Consider the following 16,159-nt stretch of genomic DNA (forward strand, 5'->3'; position numbering starts at 1 on the left):
GGCGCGGGGAGGGATGCCGGGGCGCGACGAAAGTCGTCGCTCGGGCGGTGCCGGTGCGCCGGAGCGCGACACGGAACCCTAGAGGCGTCGGCCGGGGCGCGCAGCGACGGAGGGCGCGGCGACCACGGCGACGAGGGCGTCGGTTCGGTACATGGCATCCTCCTTCATCGTGTGGAGCTTCCGCCGGGGGGACGGCAGCCCTCCAGAATATCCCTGGGAGATCGCTGGGGGCAAGAGCGTCTTCGACACCCGAGCTCTCGCTCCCGTTCGGTCGTGACGCTCGACGGGCGGTCAGCCGCGTCCGGCTCCCGGCGCGCCGCGTGCACGGGCCCGCACGATCACGCCGCGCGCTCTCGCGCGAGCAGGCTCTCTTTCACGCTCGTGCCCCAGGCGAAGCCGCCCATGCTCCCGTCGCCGCGCAGCACGCGGTGACAGGGCACGAAGAGCGCGACCGCGTTGCGCGCGCACACGGACGCCGCGGCACGCACCGCCGTCGGCGAGCCGAGCGCCGAGGCGAATCCGGTGTAGGTCAGCGGGGCACCCGGCGCGATCTCGCGCAGCGCCTTCCAGCCCGCGAGTTGCATCGTCGTCCCCCGCTGAGCCACGACGACCTCGTCGATCGCCGCGAGGTCACCGGCGTAGTACGCGCGCACCGCGTCGGCGGCGATGGTCTCGCCCGCGACGATGTCGGTCGGCCGGTGAGCAGGGCGCAGCCGGGCGAGCACGGCGTCGACCTCGGCCGTCCACCCCGACACGATCACGTGATCGGCGTCGTCGGCCAGGATGGCGAACGGGCCGTCGGGGGTGTCGACGAACTGAAGGGTCGCGGTGGTCATGCGAGGGTCTCGCTCTCTGTTTCGGGACGGGATGCGGGGAATCCGGCGGGGATCTCGACGGCGAGGCCGGAGACGACGACGTCGGCACGGCCGCTGCGGGGCGCCCGGCGCGGTCGCGCCGCAGCGACCACTGCCGCCGTTTCGGCCGGTGCACGCCATGCCTGCGTGACGGGAGCTGCGTACCAGTAGTGGGCCATGGCGTAGCTGCGCCACGGAGCGAGGCGCTCGGACCACGCCGTGAAGCCCTGTGGGTCGGAGGGCAGCCCGAGGGCGGCGGCACCCGCGCGCGCCGCGACGTCGCCGGGAAGCAGGACGTCGGGATCGCCGAGGACCCGCATGCGCACGTAGTCGGCGGTCCACGGTCCGATCCCGCGCATCGCGAGGAGCCGCTCGCGCTGTTCGACCCCGTCGTCGCCCGGGCTGAGGGTGAGGCGGCCGTCGGCGAGGGCGTCCGCCGCTTCGACGATCGCCCGCATCCGCGCAGCCGGACCGCGCAGCACCTCCAGCCCCCGCTCGGCGATGACCGCGGGCGTGGGGAACAGCGTCATCGGCTCGGGCCCCACCGCGACGGACTCCCCGAGTTCGGCCGTCAGACGCCCCTGCATCGTCCGGGCGGATGCCACGCTGATCTGCTGGCCGATCATGGCCCGCAGCAGCATCTCGTCGGCGTCGATCGCACCCGGAACCCGCACACCGGGGATGGCCGCGACGGCGGGGGCGAGTTCGGGATGCTGCGAGAGCGACTCATCGACGGCCAGGGGGTCGGCGTCGAGGTCGAAGAGGCGTCGCACGCGCGAGATGAGGGTGCCCAGGTCGGCGAGGGCCGACAACCGGGCTCGCAGGCGTAGGCGCCCGTCGTCGGCGAGACGTACCTCGAACCACGCCGGCCCGCCCGGCAAGCGCACGACGCGCGCGAAGGAGCGGGCGCCGCCCACCTCGACACCCGGGATGGCGTGTGCGCGCATCCATCCGAACAGGCCCACCGTGTCGATCGGGCCGCGCACCGGGAGGGCGAGGTCGATCTCACCCGCCGACGCCTCGATCCCCGAGGCGTGCGAGCGCCGGGCGCGAAGGTCGCGCGGCGGCATCCCGAACACCTCGCCGATGGTGTCGGTGAACTGCCGCACGCTCGAGAAACCCGCGGAGAACGCCACGTCGGCCGAAGAGAGCTCCGTGCCCACCAGCAGGGCCCGCGCGGTGTGTGCACGGTGGGCGCGAGCGAGCGCGAGGGGCCCGGCGCCGAGCTCGGCCTGCAGCAGACGGCTGAGGTGCCGCGACGAGTAGCCCAGCCGGCCGGCGAGCCCCGGCACGCCCTCGCGATCGACGACGCCGTCGGCGATGAGCCGCATGGCGCGCGCCACGACGTCTCCGCGGACGTCCCACAGCGGAGAGCCGGGCGCGGCCTCGGGCAGGCACCGCTTGCACGCCCGGTACCCGGCCTCGTGCGCGGCGGCCGAGGTGGCGTAGAACGTGACGTTCTGTTCTTTCGGCGTGCGCGCCGGGCAGCTCGGGCGACAGTAGATGCCCGTCGAGCGCACCGCGGTGACGAACTGCCCGTCGAAGCGGCGATCGCGCGACTGGATGACGCGGTACCGCTCGGTGAAGCCGGGAGCATCGACGATGGTGGGGGTCATGGCATCCACCCTGCCACCGACCTCCGACATCGGCTGGCGGAAATCGGACACGGGTGTGGACGGGCCTCGCGCCACCGCGCCACCGCGCCGCCGCCCCGCTCCGGTCTCGACGACGAGTTCGACCCATCGGCTCACGTCCGACTCGCGGAGGTCCCGTGCGGCGCGGCAGCGCGGTTGCAGGGGCAGCCCGTCGCCCGGGCGGCTGGACTCCGCCGTCCACGACGACTCGGGCGTGAAGACGGAGACGCCGCTGCGGCTGGCGTCCTCGGCGGCGCCCTCGGCAGAGGTCGGTCCGACGCGGCAGAGGGCGAGGTCGAGGAACTCCCGCGCTCTCTCGGTTGCCGGGGAACCGGATGCCCGTGCGCCGCCGTGCGCGGTGTGCCCGGCGAAGCCGCCTACCGCTCCCTCCCCCACGCCCCTCCACCCGCCCGACGCCCGCGGTCGAGCACTCCGGCTTCCGGGCGGACAACGCAACCCCCATGCGATGTCGGTGGCCCTCGATAACGTGACCGGCATGAGCGAACGCGAATACGACCTCATCGTCATCGGTGCCGGCCCCGTCGGCGAGAACGTCGCCGACCGCGCCGTGCAGGCCGGTCTCACCGCAGCCATCGTCGAGTCGGAACTCGTCGGCGGCGAGTGCTCGTACTGGGCCTGCATGCCGTCCAAAGCTCTGCTGCGCAGCGCCGCCGTCCTCCGCGCTGCACGCGACGTCGACGGGGCGAAGCAGGCCGTCACCGGCGACCTCGACGTCGAAGCCGTTCTGCGCCGCCGCGACACGATGACCAGCAACTACGACGACTCCGGCCAGGTTCAGTGGCTCCAGGGCGCGGGGATCGACCTGGTGCGCGGCCACGGCACCCTCACCGGCGAGAAGACCGTGCGCGTCACGGCCGCCGACGGCGGCGTCACCGACCTCGTCGCCCGGCATGCCGTCGCGGTCTGCACGGGTTCGGCGGCACTCCTGCCCGACATCCCGGGCCTCACCGACATCTCCCCTTGGACGAGCCGCGAGGCCACCGCCGTCGAGCAGATCCCCGCATCGATCGCGATCATCGGCGGGGGCGTCGTCGGCGCCGAGATAGCGACCGCTTTCCGAAGCCTCGGCTCGCAGGTCACGATCATCGCGCGCTCCGGGTTGCTCGGCGGCAACGAGCCGTTCGCGGGCGAACTCGTGGCCACGTCGCTCCGTGACCGCGGCGTCACCGTCAAGACGGGGGCCGACACGACCGCCGCCCGTCGCGATGACGACGGCCGCGCCGTTCTCGAGCTCTCAGACGGCACGACCGTCACCGCCGACGAGGTGCTCGTCGCCGTCGGTCGCACCCCCCGCACGCAAGATCTCGGACTGGATGCCGTGGGCCTCGAGGCCGGCTCGTGGCTCGACGTCGACGACACGTTGCTCGTGCGCGGCTTCGACTGGCTCTACGCGGTGGGAGACGTCAATCACCGCGCGCTGCTCACCCACCAGGGCAAGTACCAGGCCCGCGCCGCCGGCGACGTGATCGCCGCCCGCGCGCAGGGCACCGACGTCGACGACGCTCCATGGGGCGCGCACGTCGCCACCGCCGATCACGACGCGGTCCCCCAGGTGACGTTCACCGATCCCGAAGTGGCATCCGTCGGTCTCACTGCCGCCAAAGCGGAACAGAAGGGGCTGAACGCGAAAGTCCTCGACTACGACCTCGCGAGCATCGCCGGATCGAGCGAGCAGTCCGACGCGTACGTGGGCAAGGCCCGCGTGATCGTCGACCTCGACCGCGGTGTGCTCGTCGGAGCCACCTTCGTCGGCCCCGACATCGCCGAGTTGCTCCACTCCGCCACCATCGCCATCGTCGGCGAGGTGCCCGTGAAGCGCCTCTGGCACGCGGTGCCGTCGTACCCGACAGTGAGTGAGGTGTGGCTCCGTCTGCTCGAGACGCTCGGCCGCGACTCCGCCTGACGGCGAGTGCGCGGCCGGGAGCGGCGATACGTAATCCCGACGAAGTCGGTCGCGGTAGCGCGCGGCCGGGACGGCAGGGTTCCGACGCGTTGAGAAACGCCCTATCGTGCGAGACACGCCTCATCCCGCCGTTTCTCACTCGTCGAGGCGTTTCTCGTCGAGATTCCCGGGCCTGCGCGACGAGTCGAGGCCGGTGGTCTTCCGGTCGGCGTAGGGTCGCAGCATGCCTCGCACTGTTGCCCTCATCCGCGGGGTCGGAGGCCCCACGGCGCTGAAGATGCCCGCGCTGCGCGAGGTGCTGGCATCCGCAGGTCTCGGCGAGGTCGCGACGCTGCAGGTGGCGGGCAACGTCGTGCTCGACGCTGCCGGGCGCGCATCCGACGACATTGCGCAGGCGATCCGCGGCGCCGTGCGCGGCGCGTTCGGCTTCGACCTTCCCGTGGTCGTGCGCACGCACGAGGAACTCGTCGCCACCGTGTCGCGGAACCCGTACGCGGATGCCGCAGAGGGGCGGTGGGTGCAGACCGTGTTCCTCGACCGCCGACCGTCGTCAGCGACCCTGGCGCTGCCCGACGGCCTCCCCGAAGAGGCCGTTCTCGACGGCCGCGAGGTGTTCGTGAGGTATCCCGAAGGCATCGGTGGATCGAAGCTGCAGGCCGGCTGGTTCGAGAAGCGACTGGGGGTCGTCGGTACAGCCCGCAACGCCAATACGGTGGCGAAGCTCATCGAGATGAGCGCCTGACGCTGCTCGCACGGCGTCGGTCGGCGCGGATGCCCCGCACAGCGTCATCCCCCATCGAGAAACGCCCTCGCGCGGAGGAAACGCCCCGTCAAGGCGTTTCTTCCACGCCGAAGCGTTTCTCACGCCACGCCGCACCCCGCGCCGCACCGCACTCCAACCCCGCACCCCAACCCCACACCGCACCCCAACCCCGCACCCCAACCCCACACCGCACCCCAGGCCCCGCACACGCAACACCGCCCCCGCGACCGAAGTCACGAGGGCGGCGAACAGGCGACGCGTCAGTGGAAGAAGTGACGCTCGCCGGTGAAGAACATGGTCACACCGGCCGCGCGCGCGGCGTCGATCACCTCGGCATCCCGCACCGAACCACCGGGCTGGATGATCGCCGAGATCCCGGCGTCGATGAGCACCTGCGGGCCGTCGGCGAAGGGGAAGAAGGCATCGGATGCCGCGATCGAACCGGCTGCGCGATCACCGGCGCGCTCGACGGCGAGGCGGCACGAGTCGACGCGGTTGACCTGACCCATGCCGATGCCGACCGTGGCCGAGCCCTGGGCGAGCACGATGGCGTTCGACTTCACCGCGCGGCACGACTTCCACGCGAAGATGAGACTCTCCATGTCCGCCTCAGCGGGACGTTCGCCGGAAACGAGTTCCCAGTCCTTCGCGACGGATTCGATGTCGTCGGGGAACCGGTCGGCATCCTGCAGCAGGAGTCCGCCCGAAACGAGACGCACGTCCATGCGCTCCTGCTGCCAGTCGACGGGCAAGCGCAGCACGCGCAGGTTCTTCTTCAGCGCGAACACCTCGAGCGCCTGGGGCTCGAAGTCGGGCGCGATGATGACCTCGGTGAAGATGTCGCGCAGGTTCTCGGCCATCTTCAGCGTCACGGTGCGGTTCGCGGCGATGACGCCACCGAATGCCGACACCGGGTCGCACTCGTGGGCGCGCAGGTGCGCCGAGGCGATCGGGTCGAGCGCGTTGGGGGCGGCGACGGCGATGCCGCAGGGGTTCGCGTGCTTGATGATCGCCACCGCGGGCTTGACCATGTCGAAGGCGGCGCGGAGGGCGGCATCGGCGTCGACATAGTTGTTGTACGACATCTCCTTGCCCTGCAGCTGCGCGGCCTGGGCGATGCCGTGCCCACCGACGCGCGAGTAGATCGCGGCGCGCTGGTGCGAGTTCTCGCCGTAGCGCAGCGTCGACAGGCGCTCGGCCTGGATGGTGAGGTGCGCGGGCAGGTCGATGTCGTCGCCGAGCGTGCCCTCGGCGAACCACGTCGACACGGCGGTGTCGTACGCGGCGGTGTGCGAGAACGCGCGCGCGGCGAGTTCGCGGCGCTGCACGAGCGACGTGCCGCCGTCGGTGCGCAGGGCGTCGATGATCGCCGGGTACGACTCGGGCGAGACGACGATGGCGACGTTGGCGTGGTTCTTCGCCGAGGCGCGCACCATGGCGGGGCCGCCGATGTCGATCTGCTCCACGACGTCGTCGCCCTCGGCACCGGATGCCACGGTCTCCACGAACGGATAGAGGTTGACCACGACGAGCTCGAAGGGGTGGATGCCGAGCTCCTCGAGCTGCGCCTCGTGCGAGGCCAGCCGCAGGTCGGCGAGGAGACCCGCGTGCACCTTGGGGTGCAGGGTCTTCACGCGTCCGTCGAGCGACTCGGGGAAGCCGGTGACGGCCGAGACGTCGGTGACGTCGTAGCCGGCGTCGCGCAGCAGCGTGGCCGAGCCGCCGGTGGAGACGATCTCGACGCCGGCGGCGGCGAGCGCTTCGCCGAGCTGGAGAAGACCGGTCTTGTCACTCACCGACACCAGCGCGCGGCGGATCGGGACGACGTCGCGGGGACGGTAGTCGGCGGGGTCGTGGCGGGGTCCGGCCATGGCTTTCGGCTCCTGTGTCTCGAGTCGGATTCGTGATGCGCGACGGGCCGGCGCCCGCCGGCGGGTCAGGCGGTTCGGGATGCCGTGGCGGCGAGGTCGAGCTCGCCCTCGGCGATGCGTCGGACGACGTCGATCAGCAGGCGTCGCTCGACGGGCTTGATGCGCTCGTGCAGGGCGTCTTCGTCGTCGCCGGGCAGCACGGGGATGCGCTCCTGGGCGAGGATCGGACCGGTGTCGACGCCCGAGTCCACGACGATCACGCTCGCGCCGGTCTGCTCGACCCCCGCGGCGAGCGCGTCGCGCACGCCGTGCGCGCCGGGGAACTCGGGCAGGTAGGCGGGGTGCGTGTTGATCATGCGGGGTTGCCACGCGGCGACGAGGTCGGCGGGCAGCAGGCGCATGAGGCCGCTCAGTACGACGAGGTCGGGCCGCCACACGGCGAGCTGAGCCCCGAGTTCGGCGCCCCACTCCTCGCGAGAGTCGAACGCCCCGTAGGGCACGAGGAAGGTCGGGATGCCGAAGTGCTCGGCGTGGGCGAAGCCGTCGGCCTCGCGATCCGCACCGACCGCGACCACGCGCGCCGGGAAGTCGGGGGCGGATGCCGCCTCGAGCAGGGCGCGGAGGTTGGAGCCGGTGCCGGAGATGAGAACGGCGACCGTGAGCACGCGCCCAGTCTACGCAGGTGCGTCGACGCTCATACGGTCGGACGGGGTCGTGGGCGGGAGGCGTCCGAGGTGCGGTTCGTCGCCCCCTCAGCGCCGGTGGTCGGAGCCGTCGGTGCTGTCGCCGTCGGCCGCCGCCCAGGCCGCGCGGATACGTGCCCGCACGTCGTCGTCTGGCGCGGCATCCGGGGTCGATGGCGGCGAGTCCGGCGTCGGAGGGTCGCTCGGCGGCAGGTCCGCGGGCTTCGCCGAAGCCTTCGCCTTCTTCGTCGACGCTCCCGCGCCGGCCGGGGCCATCCCCTTCGGCGAGGCCGCGAGGGCGACGCCGTCCGTCGAACCGTCGACCGTCGACGGCGCCCCGCTCGGGGTCGTACCCGCCGACACGGCATCCGTCGGCTCGTCCGCGTCGCCTGCGCCCCACCCCGGCAGATGCCCCCACCCCGACGGTGCAGTGGCCGGCGCCGCCACGGAGGTCGGGTCGGTGGAGGGCCACGACGTGAAGTCCGAACGAGCGCCGGACGACACGAACGCCGAGTCACCGACCGGACGGGAGGCGACGTCGTACCGGTCATCGTCGACGTCGTCCCCGCCCGCGCGCGGGCTCAGCAGCAGGATCGCGAGCCCGACGAGCACCTCGAGTCCGAGCGCGAGCGCGAGAGGGCCGGGCTCGGGTCCCGTGTCGGCGAGGCGTCCCGGACCGATCGAGCCCGACGAGGCGAGGGCGGCGAGCGCACCGACACCTCCCGTGAGCACGGCGACGGCGAGCGTCACCACCAGGCGCGGGCCGAACGGTTCGGGGCCGGTGGTGCGCGGCATCCGGGATCGCAGCATCCATCCGGTCAGCGCTCCCACGGTGATGGGCAGCAGCACGAGCAGCAGAAGCCACGATGAGGTCGAGTCCGGCACGGCGCCGAGCACCGGGATGCCGGGGAGTGCGCCGACCTGCGTCGCGGCCGGGGTCACGGCGGTGTCGGTGCCCAGCGCGAATCCGGGACCGGCCGTGAAGGCCACCGCCCATACGACGAGGGTGGGCAGGTACATGAGCTGGCCGAGGGCGATGACGGTCGCGCCGATGGCATCCGCGTTGCTCGCCTGGTACAGGCCGATGACCTGGGCGGAGCGGGCGATGAGGCCCGCGACCACCACGACGCCGCCGACGGCGACGAGTCCGAGGGTGGTGAAGGCGAGTCCCCTCACGACGAGTGCGGGGACGTCGGCCCACGCGTGCGGGAGCCGTCGGATGCGTGCGCGCAGGGCGTCGACCGGGCCGTCGTCGCCGACGCGCCAGGCCCCGGCGAACGCGCCCAGGAACGACGGCACGAAGAACAGCAGCGACGGCAGCAGGATGGCCAGCCACACCTCGGATGCCACCAGCTCCGCGTTGGCGGTCAGCCCCACGAGTACCGCGATCCCGGCGAAGACCACCGAACCGGAGAGCCACCCGGTGATCGCTGCACCGGCGGCGGCCGCGCGCGCTCCGGAGCGGGCGGCGAACAGGGCGGTGAAGGCCGCGAAGGCGAGCGGCGCGAGCGACAACGTGAACGATGAGAACGTCGGATCGATGCCGGTCGCCGCAAGGTACGCGTCGGGCAGGGTGACCGAGACCGGCACGAGGTGGCCGAGATGCCAGATGGAGGCCGAGGCCGGCCACAGCGCTGTCCAGTCGGGGTCGCCGACGCCGAAGACCCACAGCAGTGCGAGGGGTGCGAGGATCACCGCGATGCCGCCCGCGGCGGCCAGCACGGCGTCGAGGGCGGCGAGGAGGGCGACGAGAAGGCGATGCATGGGCGAGAGGAACCCTACCCGGGCAGCCGGAGCCCGCCTCTCAGGCGCGGCGGCGTCGCCGCACTCCCCGATCCTCTGACAGCCCGGCGGCCGCGAGGACGACGACCCCGACCAGGGTCGCGAGGAGCGCCATCAGCAGGGCCTTGCCCGTCACCCGCGCGACCCGCTTCACGAGGCGCCCCCGCCGAGAGGTCCCCCAGCCCGTCGAAGGAGCCGCGCCGGATGCAGCCGCCGAACCCTCCCGCGCCTCGCGCCAGCGCTCCCATACGATGTCCGCCAGCCGCGGGTCGGCTCCGATCGGCTCCGAGGTCAGGTCGGCCTCGGCCTTCTCGATCACGCGCGAGAAGTGCCCGGGGGCGAGCACGTAGCTCGCGGCCACGGTCCGCTCCCCCGCGGTGCGCGCCGCGCCCACGGCATCCGGGATGCGCGGTTCGGATGCCGCGGCGTACGCCGTCACGATGGGACCGGCGACACCGGCATCGGTCATGAGCGCCGCCATCCGCTCGACGTCGACGACCGCTCCCGGGCGCGTGGAACCGGCGGCGGCGAGAACGACCGTATCGGTGGCGCCGGCACCGGTGGCGCGCACGCGGTCGGCGAGGATCTTGGCGAGCACCGGGTGCGGGCCGAGGGCGCGGGCGATGGGCAAGCCCCCGGCGGCCTCCACGAGGTCGACCTCGGTGTGATACCCGGTCGACAGCAGCAGCGGCACGATGACGATGTCGTCCGTGCGCTCGCGCGCCGCGGCCACCACGTCGGTGACGAAGGGCCCGTGCACGTCGACGTAGGCCTCGTGCACCTCGACGCCCGCGGGTGCGGTCTCGCGCAGCACGTCGAGCAGGGCGCGGATGACCACGCGTCCTTCTTCGAACCGGGTGCCGTGGGCGCAGGCGATGAGTACGGCGGTCATGAGTCCTCCTCGTCGACCAGGTCGAGCCGGTAGCCGCGTTTGTAGACGGTGCGGATCAGGTCGATGCCGCCGAGCGCCTCGCGCGTGCGGGCGACGGCCACCTCGACCGCGTGTCCGCTCGCCTCGGCGCTCGACAGCGCGGCGACCAGGTCGGTGCGCGAGACGACCGCGCCGGGGTGACGTGCGAGGGCTCGCAGGATCTCCACCCCCGTGCGCGGCAGGGCCGTGAAGACGCCGTCGAGCACGATCCCGGCGGAGCGGACGCCGAGGCGACCGACGGTCGTGGGGATCGCGGGCGCGTCGGGCCCGCCGTAGTGCGTCACGACCGCGCGGACGAGCGCACCGAGGCGCCCCCGGTCGGGGACCAGCGGATGTATCCCGGCGTCGAGCAGGGGGCCGGCGGTGATGGGACCGACCGCGGCCATCAGCACCCGGCCGTCGCGGGCTCGGGATGCCACCCCCTCGAGCGCGTCGGCGCGCTCGGCGGCGAGGATCCACTCGCGGGCCGCGGGGGCGGAGGTGAACAGCACGGCGTCGACCTCGCCGCGGGCGACCTGGCGGGTGGAGGCGGCGACGACCTCGGGATCGGGCGGCGGGCCCCACCGGTAGATGGTGAGGCTCGTCACGCGGGCGCCCGCCGCCTCGAACGCCTCGTCGAGGCCGTCGGCACCGGAGCCATGGTGCTGCACGGCGACGTGGAGCCCCGCGATCCCCTCGGCGACGAGGAAGTCGCGCAGCTCCGCCGCGGTCTCGCTCTCGGCCACCCAGTCGGCCTCGAACCCCGCCTGTTGGATCGCCCCACGCGCCTTCGGTCCGCGCGCGACGATGCGGGCGCCCTCGAGCACGGCGCTCAGGTCGTCGTGCAGTCCCGCTTCGTCGGCGGTCTCCATCCAGCCGCGGAAGCCGACGCCGGTGGTCGCCACCACCACGTCGGGCGGATCGGCGACGAGCTGACGCGTCTGCGAGACGAGTTCGTCGTCGTCGACGTGCGGGATGATCGTCAGCGCCGGAGCCACGCGCACGCGGGCGCCGTGACGTTCGAGGGCCGCCGACAGCTCCCCCGACCGCCGGTCCACGGGAAGCAGCACGGTGCACCCCTGGAGCACCGTGCTGATCGTCCGGACGGGAACGGTCACCCGGCCCCCTCGCCCGCCATCGCGGGCACCGGCATCAGCAGGTCGGCGCGGGCCACCTCACCGAACACCAGCACCGCCGGGTTGGCCAGGCGGTGGGTCTCGGCATCCTGGATCGCCGTGCCGAGGGTCGTGCGGATCGTGCGCTGGGCGGGCGTGTGGCCGTTCTCGACGAAGGCGACGGGACGCGACTCGGGGGCCCCTGCGGCGCGGGCCGCGGCGACGAACCGGGGCAGGGCGCTCACCCCCATCAGCGCGACCACCGTGGCGGTGTCGTCGCGAAGGGCGGCGAGGGTGGCCTCGCTCGGCGTCTCCTGACCGTTCACAACGTGCAGAGTACCGGCCACGCCCCGATGCGTGACGGGGACACCCGCGGCCGAGGGCACGGCGATGGCGCTCGAGATGCCGGGGACGACCTCGACGGGGATGCCGGCGGCCCGGCACGCGATGACCTCTTCGCCGCCGCGGCCGTAGACGAAGGGATCGCCGCCCTTGAGGCGCACGACCCTCAGGCCTCGCGCGGCGCGGTCGACGATGAGGGCGTTGATCTCGTCCTGCGGCACGGGGTGGTGCTGGGGGCGCTTGCCGACGTCGATGAGCTCGACGTCGTCGCCGAGTTCGGCGAGCACGCCGGTGGGGCCGAGACGGTCGTGCACGACGACGTCGGCCTCGGCGAGCAGCGCGCGAGCGCGGACGGTCAGCAGATCGACCGGGCCGGGGCCGCCGCCGACGAGCGCGACACCCCCCACGGGTGTGCGCCGTCGGCGGCGGAGCGGAAGGGCGCCCTCGGCGAGGCGAGAGGCGATGGCGTCGCGCACGGCGACGCTGCGGCGGGGATCGGCCCCGGCGGTCGACACGACGCCGACCATGACGTCGCCGCTGGTGGTCTCGGCGGCCAGGCGCGCGGTGCCCTTGCCCCCGTGCCCGGCGTTCACGCACCACACGCGCCGCGTCTCGGCCGCGTCGACCACGAGCGCATCGACGGATGCCGAGCCCGTGGCCGTGTGGCAGAACCAGGCGTCGTCGAGATCACCGGCGTCGAACGGGCGCGCGAGCCACTCGATGTCGCCGGCGGAGGCGAGGGCTGCGAGCCTCTCGGTCGCCTCCGGCGCGACGATGCGCACGCGCGCCCCCGCCGCACGGAGGCGCTCGATACGCCGTTCTGCGACGCGCCCGGCGCCCACGCAGACGACGAGTCGGTCGGTGAGGTCGAGGCCGGCGAGAGCGATCATCGGGGGTCTCCTGGGATCTTCACGAGCACATCGCCGTCTGCGACGGCCACCGGGTAGACGGCGAGCGACTGCGGGTCCTTGCCCTGGGTGTCGAGGCAGCCACCTGTGCGCAGGTCGAACACCTGCTTGTACATGGGGGATGCCACGGTGGGCACACCCGCGCGATCACCGACGATGCCCCGCGACATGATCGCCGCGCCGCTGAACGGATCGATCTGGTCGGTGGCGTAGAGCCGGCCGTCGAAGGTGCGGAACAACGCGATCTGCCGGTCGCCGATGAGAGCGGCGGCCCCGCGCTCGACGAGCAGGTCGTCGACGCGGCAGACGCGCACCCAGCCCGCGGCGGGGGTCGCAGCGGCCACCGGGGTCGCGGTCCCCGCGGTAGAGGGCTCCGCCGGCGCCACCGGCAGGGTGGAGGAGTGAGGTGTCATGGCATCCGTCCTCGTGGCATCCACGATCGTCATGAGCGCACCGCCAGCGTGGTGCCGCCGATGAACACGGCTCCCGAGGCGCGCTCCTCGGCCGTGGCGGGGCGGGCCTGGCCGCGCTCGGCGACGTAGGCGAGCGAGGGGTCGGCGACCTCGGGGGCGTTGACGAAGCTCTGGAAGCGCTTGAGCTTCTCGGGGTCGGCGAGCGTCGCCGCCCACTCGTCCTCGTACGCATCGATGTGAGAGGCCATGGCCCGGTCGAGGTCGTCGGCGATGCCGAGGCTGTCGTCGAACACGACCGCTTTCAGCGCGTCGAGGCCGCCCTCGTAGTCCTGCATCCACGGTGCGGTGCGCTGCAGCCGGTCGGCGGTGCGGATGTAGAACATCAAGAACCGGTCGATCGCGCGCAGCAGCCCCTCGTCGTCGAGGCCCTCGGCGAAGAGCACCGCGTGGCGCGGGGTGAATCCGCCGTTGCCGCCGACGTACATGTTCCAGCCGGCCTCGGTCGCGATGACCCCGACGTCCTTGCCGCGGGCCTCGGCGCACTCGCGCGCGCAGCCCGAGACCCCGAACTTGATCTTGTGCGGAGAGCGCAGGCCCCGGTAGCGCAGCTCGAGCTGCACGGCCATGCCGACGGAGTCCTGCACGCCATAGCGGCACCACGTCGAACCAACGCACGACTTCACGGTGCGAAGCGACTTCCCGTACGCGTGTCCCGACTCGAAGCCGGCGTCGACCAGGCGCTTCCAGATGTCGGGCAGCTGGTCCAGACGCGCTCCGAACAGGTCGATCCGCTGGCCGCCGGTGATCTTCGTGTACAGCCCGAAGTCCCGCGCCACCTCGCCGATGACGACGAGCCCCTCGGGCGTGACCTCTCCGCCCGGGATGCGCGGCACCACGCTGTAGCTGCCGTCGCGCTGGATGTTCGCCATGACGTGGTCGTTGGTGTCCTGCATAGTCGCGAGCTCGCCGTCGAGCACGTGCCCCGAGTACAGGCTCGCCAGGATGCTCGCGAGCGCCGGCTTGCAGATGTCGCAGCCGCGGCCGGTGCCGAAGCGCTCGACGATCGAGGTGAAGGTCGTCAGTCCCGAGACGCGGACGGCATCGAAGAGCTGCGCGCGGGTGAAAGCGAAATGCTCGCACAGGCCGTTCGAGACTTCCTTTCCGGATGCCGCGAGCTCGGTCGCCACGAGCTTCTTGACGAGCGTGAAGCACGAGCCGCACGCCGCTCCCGCCTTCGTGCAGGCCTTGACCTCGGCGGCATCCGCGCAGTCGTGCTCGGTCACCGCATCCCGAACCGTCCCCGCGGTCACGCCGTTGCACGAGCAGATGATGGCGTCGGCCGGCAGGTCGCCCTGCGGGGCCGGGGCGAGGTCGGAGGGCATGAGGTACGCCGCCGGGTCGCCGCCGAGGGCGCGACCGACGAGGGGGCGGAGCGACGTGTACGCCGACGCGTCGCCGACGAGGATGCCACCGAGCAGGGTCTGCGCGTCGTCGCTCAGCACGAGCTTCTTGTAGACGCCCGACACCGGATCGGCGTAGGTGACGTCGAGGGCGTTCGGCGTCTCGGCGAACGCGTCGCCGAAGCTGGCGACCTCGACGCCCGAGAGTTTGAGCTTGGCCGAGGTGTCGAAGCCGGGGAACGACGCCGCGCCTCCCAGCAGGCGGGTCGCGGCGACCTCGGCCATCGCGTAACCCGGGGCGACGAGACCGATGCACTGGCCGTCGAAGCTCGCGACCTCGCCGATCGCGAGGATCGAGGGGTCGGAGGTGTCGCAGCCCTCGTCGATCACGACACCGCCGCGGGCGTCGACGGCGAGCTCCGCGGTGCGGGCGAGTTCGTCGCGGGGGCGCACACCGACCGTGAAGACGACGATGTCGACGGCCTCCCACGTGCCGTCGCGCAGTTCGATGCCGCACACGGCGCCGGACTTGTCGGCATCCACCCTGGTCGTCACCGAGCTCGTGCGCACCTCGATACCGCGGGATTCGATGAGCCGCTGCAACGCCTTCGCGCCGCCCAGGTCGAGCTGGGCCGACATCAGGCGCTCGTTCGACTGCAGCACGAACGGCGAGACGCCCTCGGCCTGCAGCGCCCCGGCTGCCTCGAGGCCGAGCAGGCCCCCACCGACGACAGCGCCGCGCAGGGGACGACCCAGCTGCGCCGTGCGCTTCGCGACCCAGTCGCGCATGCCGGCGACGTCGTCGAGCGTGCGGTAGACGAAGCAGCCCTGGTGGTCGAACCCGTCCAGAGCGAGCCTCGCGGCGTAGGAGCCGGTCGCCAGCACGAGGCGGTCGTAGGAGTGCGTGGAGCCGCCGGCGGTGGTGACGGTGCGGGCCGCGCGGTCGATCTTGGTGACGCGTGCGTCGGTCTCGACGCGCACGCGCTCGTGATCGAGCACGGTGGGGTCGAGGGCGAGGTCGTCCGGCGTCTTGCCGCTGAAGTAGCCGGTCAGGCCCACCCGGTCGTAGGGGCCGCGCGCCTCGTCGCCGAGCACCGTGACCGACCAACGACCGTCGGTGTCGCGGCTGGTGAGGCTCTCGACGAATCGGTGCGCCACCATGCCCGCGCCGACGACGACGACGGATCCGGATGACGCAGGGTGGAGCACGTCGTCACCGTACGCGGTGGACTTTGCGCGGCGGTCAGCGGCGTGTTTCGTACCGGTTGCGGGGTTCGTGCGGGCCATGCCCCGACGCTAAGCAACGGAGGTTTCCCCCGCCGTCGCCCCGGCGTTACCCCCGGCGAACGTTTCTCTCACGGGGCCGCGTCGTCCCTGTGAGGTTTGCGCCCCCGGCATCCGCCGCTCCCTCACCCGTCGAGTGTCCAGAACACGCCGCATCCACCCGGCGCGCAGCGGCGTGTCTCGGACACTCGACACTCGACGGGCGGTGCCCGCCTCGACGCCGCGCGGCGGTCGCGGCCCACCTCGAGTGTCCGCAACACGCCGCCTCCCCGGAGG

At 72.8% G+C, this 16,159-nt stretch carries 12 protein-coding genes; 2 read left to right on the forward strand and 10 right to left on the reverse strand.

The annotated features are described in order from the left end of the window. Nucleotides 1-338: 338 nt before the first annotated feature. Together FHS07_RS02735 and FHS07_RS02740 are read right to left on the reverse strand one after the other, a co-directional pair. A complete protein-coding gene (locus tag FHS07_RS02735) occupies nt 339-836 on the reverse strand; it encodes a methylated-DNA--[protein]-cysteine S-methyltransferase (RefSeq protein ID WP_183418369.1) in 498 nt (165 codons plus the stop codon). After that, nucleotides 833-2,470: an AlkA N-terminal domain-containing protein gene (locus tag FHS07_RS02740; protein ID WP_183419377.1), complete on the reverse strand. Its 1,638-nt coding sequence runs from the start codon at nt 2,468-2,470 to the stop codon at nt 833-835. The genes FHS07_RS02735 and FHS07_RS02740 overlap by 4 nt, the downstream gene beginning before the upstream one ends. Nucleotides 2,471-2,984: 514 nt before the next feature. Here FHS07_RS02740 and FHS07_RS02745 point away from each other — a divergent pair. Together FHS07_RS02745 and FHS07_RS02750 are read left to right on the forward strand one after the other, a co-directional pair. After that, nucleotides 2,985-4,412: a dihydrolipoyl dehydrogenase family protein gene (locus FHS07_RS02745; RefSeq protein WP_183418370.1), complete on the forward strand. Its 1,428-nt coding sequence runs from the start codon at nt 2,985-2,987 to the stop codon at nt 4,410-4,412. 223 nt (nt 4,413-4,635) lie between these two features. Then, nucleotides 4,636-5,154, forward strand: a complete 519-nt coding sequence (locus FHS07_RS02750) for a DUF1697 domain-containing protein (RefSeq protein WP_183418371.1) — start codon at nt 4,636-4,638, stop codon at nt 5,152-5,154. Between the two features lie 281 nt (nt 5,155-5,435). On the opposite strand, the gene purH is transcribed toward FHS07_RS02750, so the two are convergent. From purH to nirB, 8 genes are all read right to left on the reverse strand, one after another. Next, the gene (purH, locus tag FHS07_RS02755) at nt 5,436-7,046 is read right to left on the reverse strand and encodes a bifunctional phosphoribosylaminoimidazolecarboxamide formyltransferase/IMP cyclohydrolase (RefSeq protein WP_183418372.1); all 1,611 of its coding nucleotides are present in this window, start codon (nt 7,044-7,046) and stop codon (nt 5,436-5,438) included. 65 nt (nt 7,047-7,111) lie between these two features. Next, a complete protein-coding gene (gene purN, locus FHS07_RS02760) occupies nt 7,112-7,711 on the reverse strand; it encodes a phosphoribosylglycinamide formyltransferase (RefSeq protein ID WP_183418373.1) in 600 nt (199 codons plus the stop codon). Nucleotides 7,712-7,798: 87 nt separating this feature from the next. Continuing rightward, a complete protein-coding gene (locus FHS07_RS02765; RefSeq protein ID WP_246383078.1) occupies nt 7,799-9,493 on the reverse strand; it encodes a cell division protein PerM in 1,695 nt (564 codons plus the stop codon). A gap of 40 nt (nt 9,494-9,533) precedes the next feature. Further along, complete coding sequence (locus FHS07_RS02770) at nt 9,534-10,403, reverse strand: sirohydrochlorin chelatase (RefSeq protein ID WP_183418374.1); 870 nt, start codon at nt 10,401-10,403, stop codon at nt 9,534-9,536. Beyond that, nucleotides 10,400-11,539: a uroporphyrinogen-III synthase gene (locus tag FHS07_RS02775; RefSeq protein ID WP_183418375.1), complete on the reverse strand. Its 1,140-nt coding sequence runs from the start codon at nt 11,537-11,539 to the stop codon at nt 10,400-10,402. Before FHS07_RS02775 ends, FHS07_RS02770 begins: the two co-directional genes overlap by 4 nt. After that, nucleotides 11,536-12,768, reverse strand: coding sequence for a uroporphyrinogen-III C-methyltransferase (cobA, locus tag FHS07_RS02780; protein WP_183418376.1), 1,233 nt, complete (start codon nt 12,766-12,768; stop codon nt 11,536-11,538). Before cobA ends, FHS07_RS02775 begins: the two co-directional genes overlap by 4 nt. Next, entirely contained in the window at nt 12,765-13,232 is a 468-nt protein-coding gene (nirD, locus tag FHS07_RS02785; protein WP_246383081.1) for a nitrite reductase small subunit NirD, read from the reverse strand. Before nirD ends, cobA begins: the two co-directional genes overlap by 4 nt. Next, on the reverse strand, nt 13,229-15,886 hold the full coding sequence (gene nirB, locus FHS07_RS02790; RefSeq protein ID WP_183418377.1) for a nitrite reductase large subunit NirB: 2,658 nt from the start codon (nt 15,884-15,886) through the stop codon (nt 13,229-13,231). The genes nirD and nirB overlap by 4 nt, the downstream gene beginning before the upstream one ends. Nucleotides 15,887-16,159 lie beyond the last annotated feature (273 nt).

The organism is Microbacterium proteolyticum (genome assembly GCF_014192415.1).
GTDB classification, from domain to species: Bacteria; Actinomycetota; Actinomycetes; order Actinomycetales; family Microbacteriaceae; genus Microbacterium; species Microbacterium proteolyticum.

What these genes read in the sequence shown, in the direction of transcription:
- FHS07_RS02740 (WP_183419377.1), bottom strand. Translation starts at nt 2,470, where the DNA reads ATGACCCCCACCATCGTCGATGCTCCCGGCTTCACCGAGCGGTACCGC.
- FHS07_RS02735 (WP_183418369.1), bottom strand. Translation starts at nt 836, where the DNA reads ATGACCACCGCGACCCTTCAGTTCGTCGACACCCCCGACGGCCCGTTC.
- nirD (WP_246383081.1), bottom strand. Translation starts at nt 13,232, where the DNA reads ATGACGATCGTGGATGCCACGAGGACGGATGCCATGACACCTCACTCC.
- purH (WP_183418372.1), bottom strand. Translation starts at nt 7,046, where the DNA reads ATGGCCGGACCCCGCCACGACCCCGCCGACTACCGTCCCCGCGACGTC.
- cobA (WP_183418376.1), bottom strand. Translation starts at nt 12,768, where the DNA reads ATGATCGCTCTCGCCGGCCTCGACCTCACCGACCGACTCGTCGTCTGC.
- FHS07_RS02765 (WP_246383078.1), bottom strand. Translation starts at nt 9,493, where the DNA reads ATGCATCGCCTTCTCGTCGCCCTCCTCGCCGCCCTCGACGCCGTGCTG.
- FHS07_RS02770 (WP_183418374.1), bottom strand. Translation starts at nt 10,403, where the DNA reads ATGACCGCCGTACTCATCGCCTGCGCCCACGGCACCCGGTTCGAAGAA.
- FHS07_RS02750 (WP_183418371.1), top strand. Translation starts at nt 4,636, where the DNA reads ATGCCTCGCACTGTTGCCCTCATCCGCGGGGTCGGAGGCCCCACGGCG.
- nirB (WP_183418377.1), bottom strand. Translation starts at nt 15,886, where the DNA reads ATGGCCCGCACGAACCCCGCAACCGGTACGAAACACGCCGCTGACCGC.
- FHS07_RS02745 (WP_183418370.1), top strand. Translation starts at nt 2,985, where the DNA reads ATGAGCGAACGCGAATACGACCTCATCGTCATCGGTGCCGGCCCCGTC.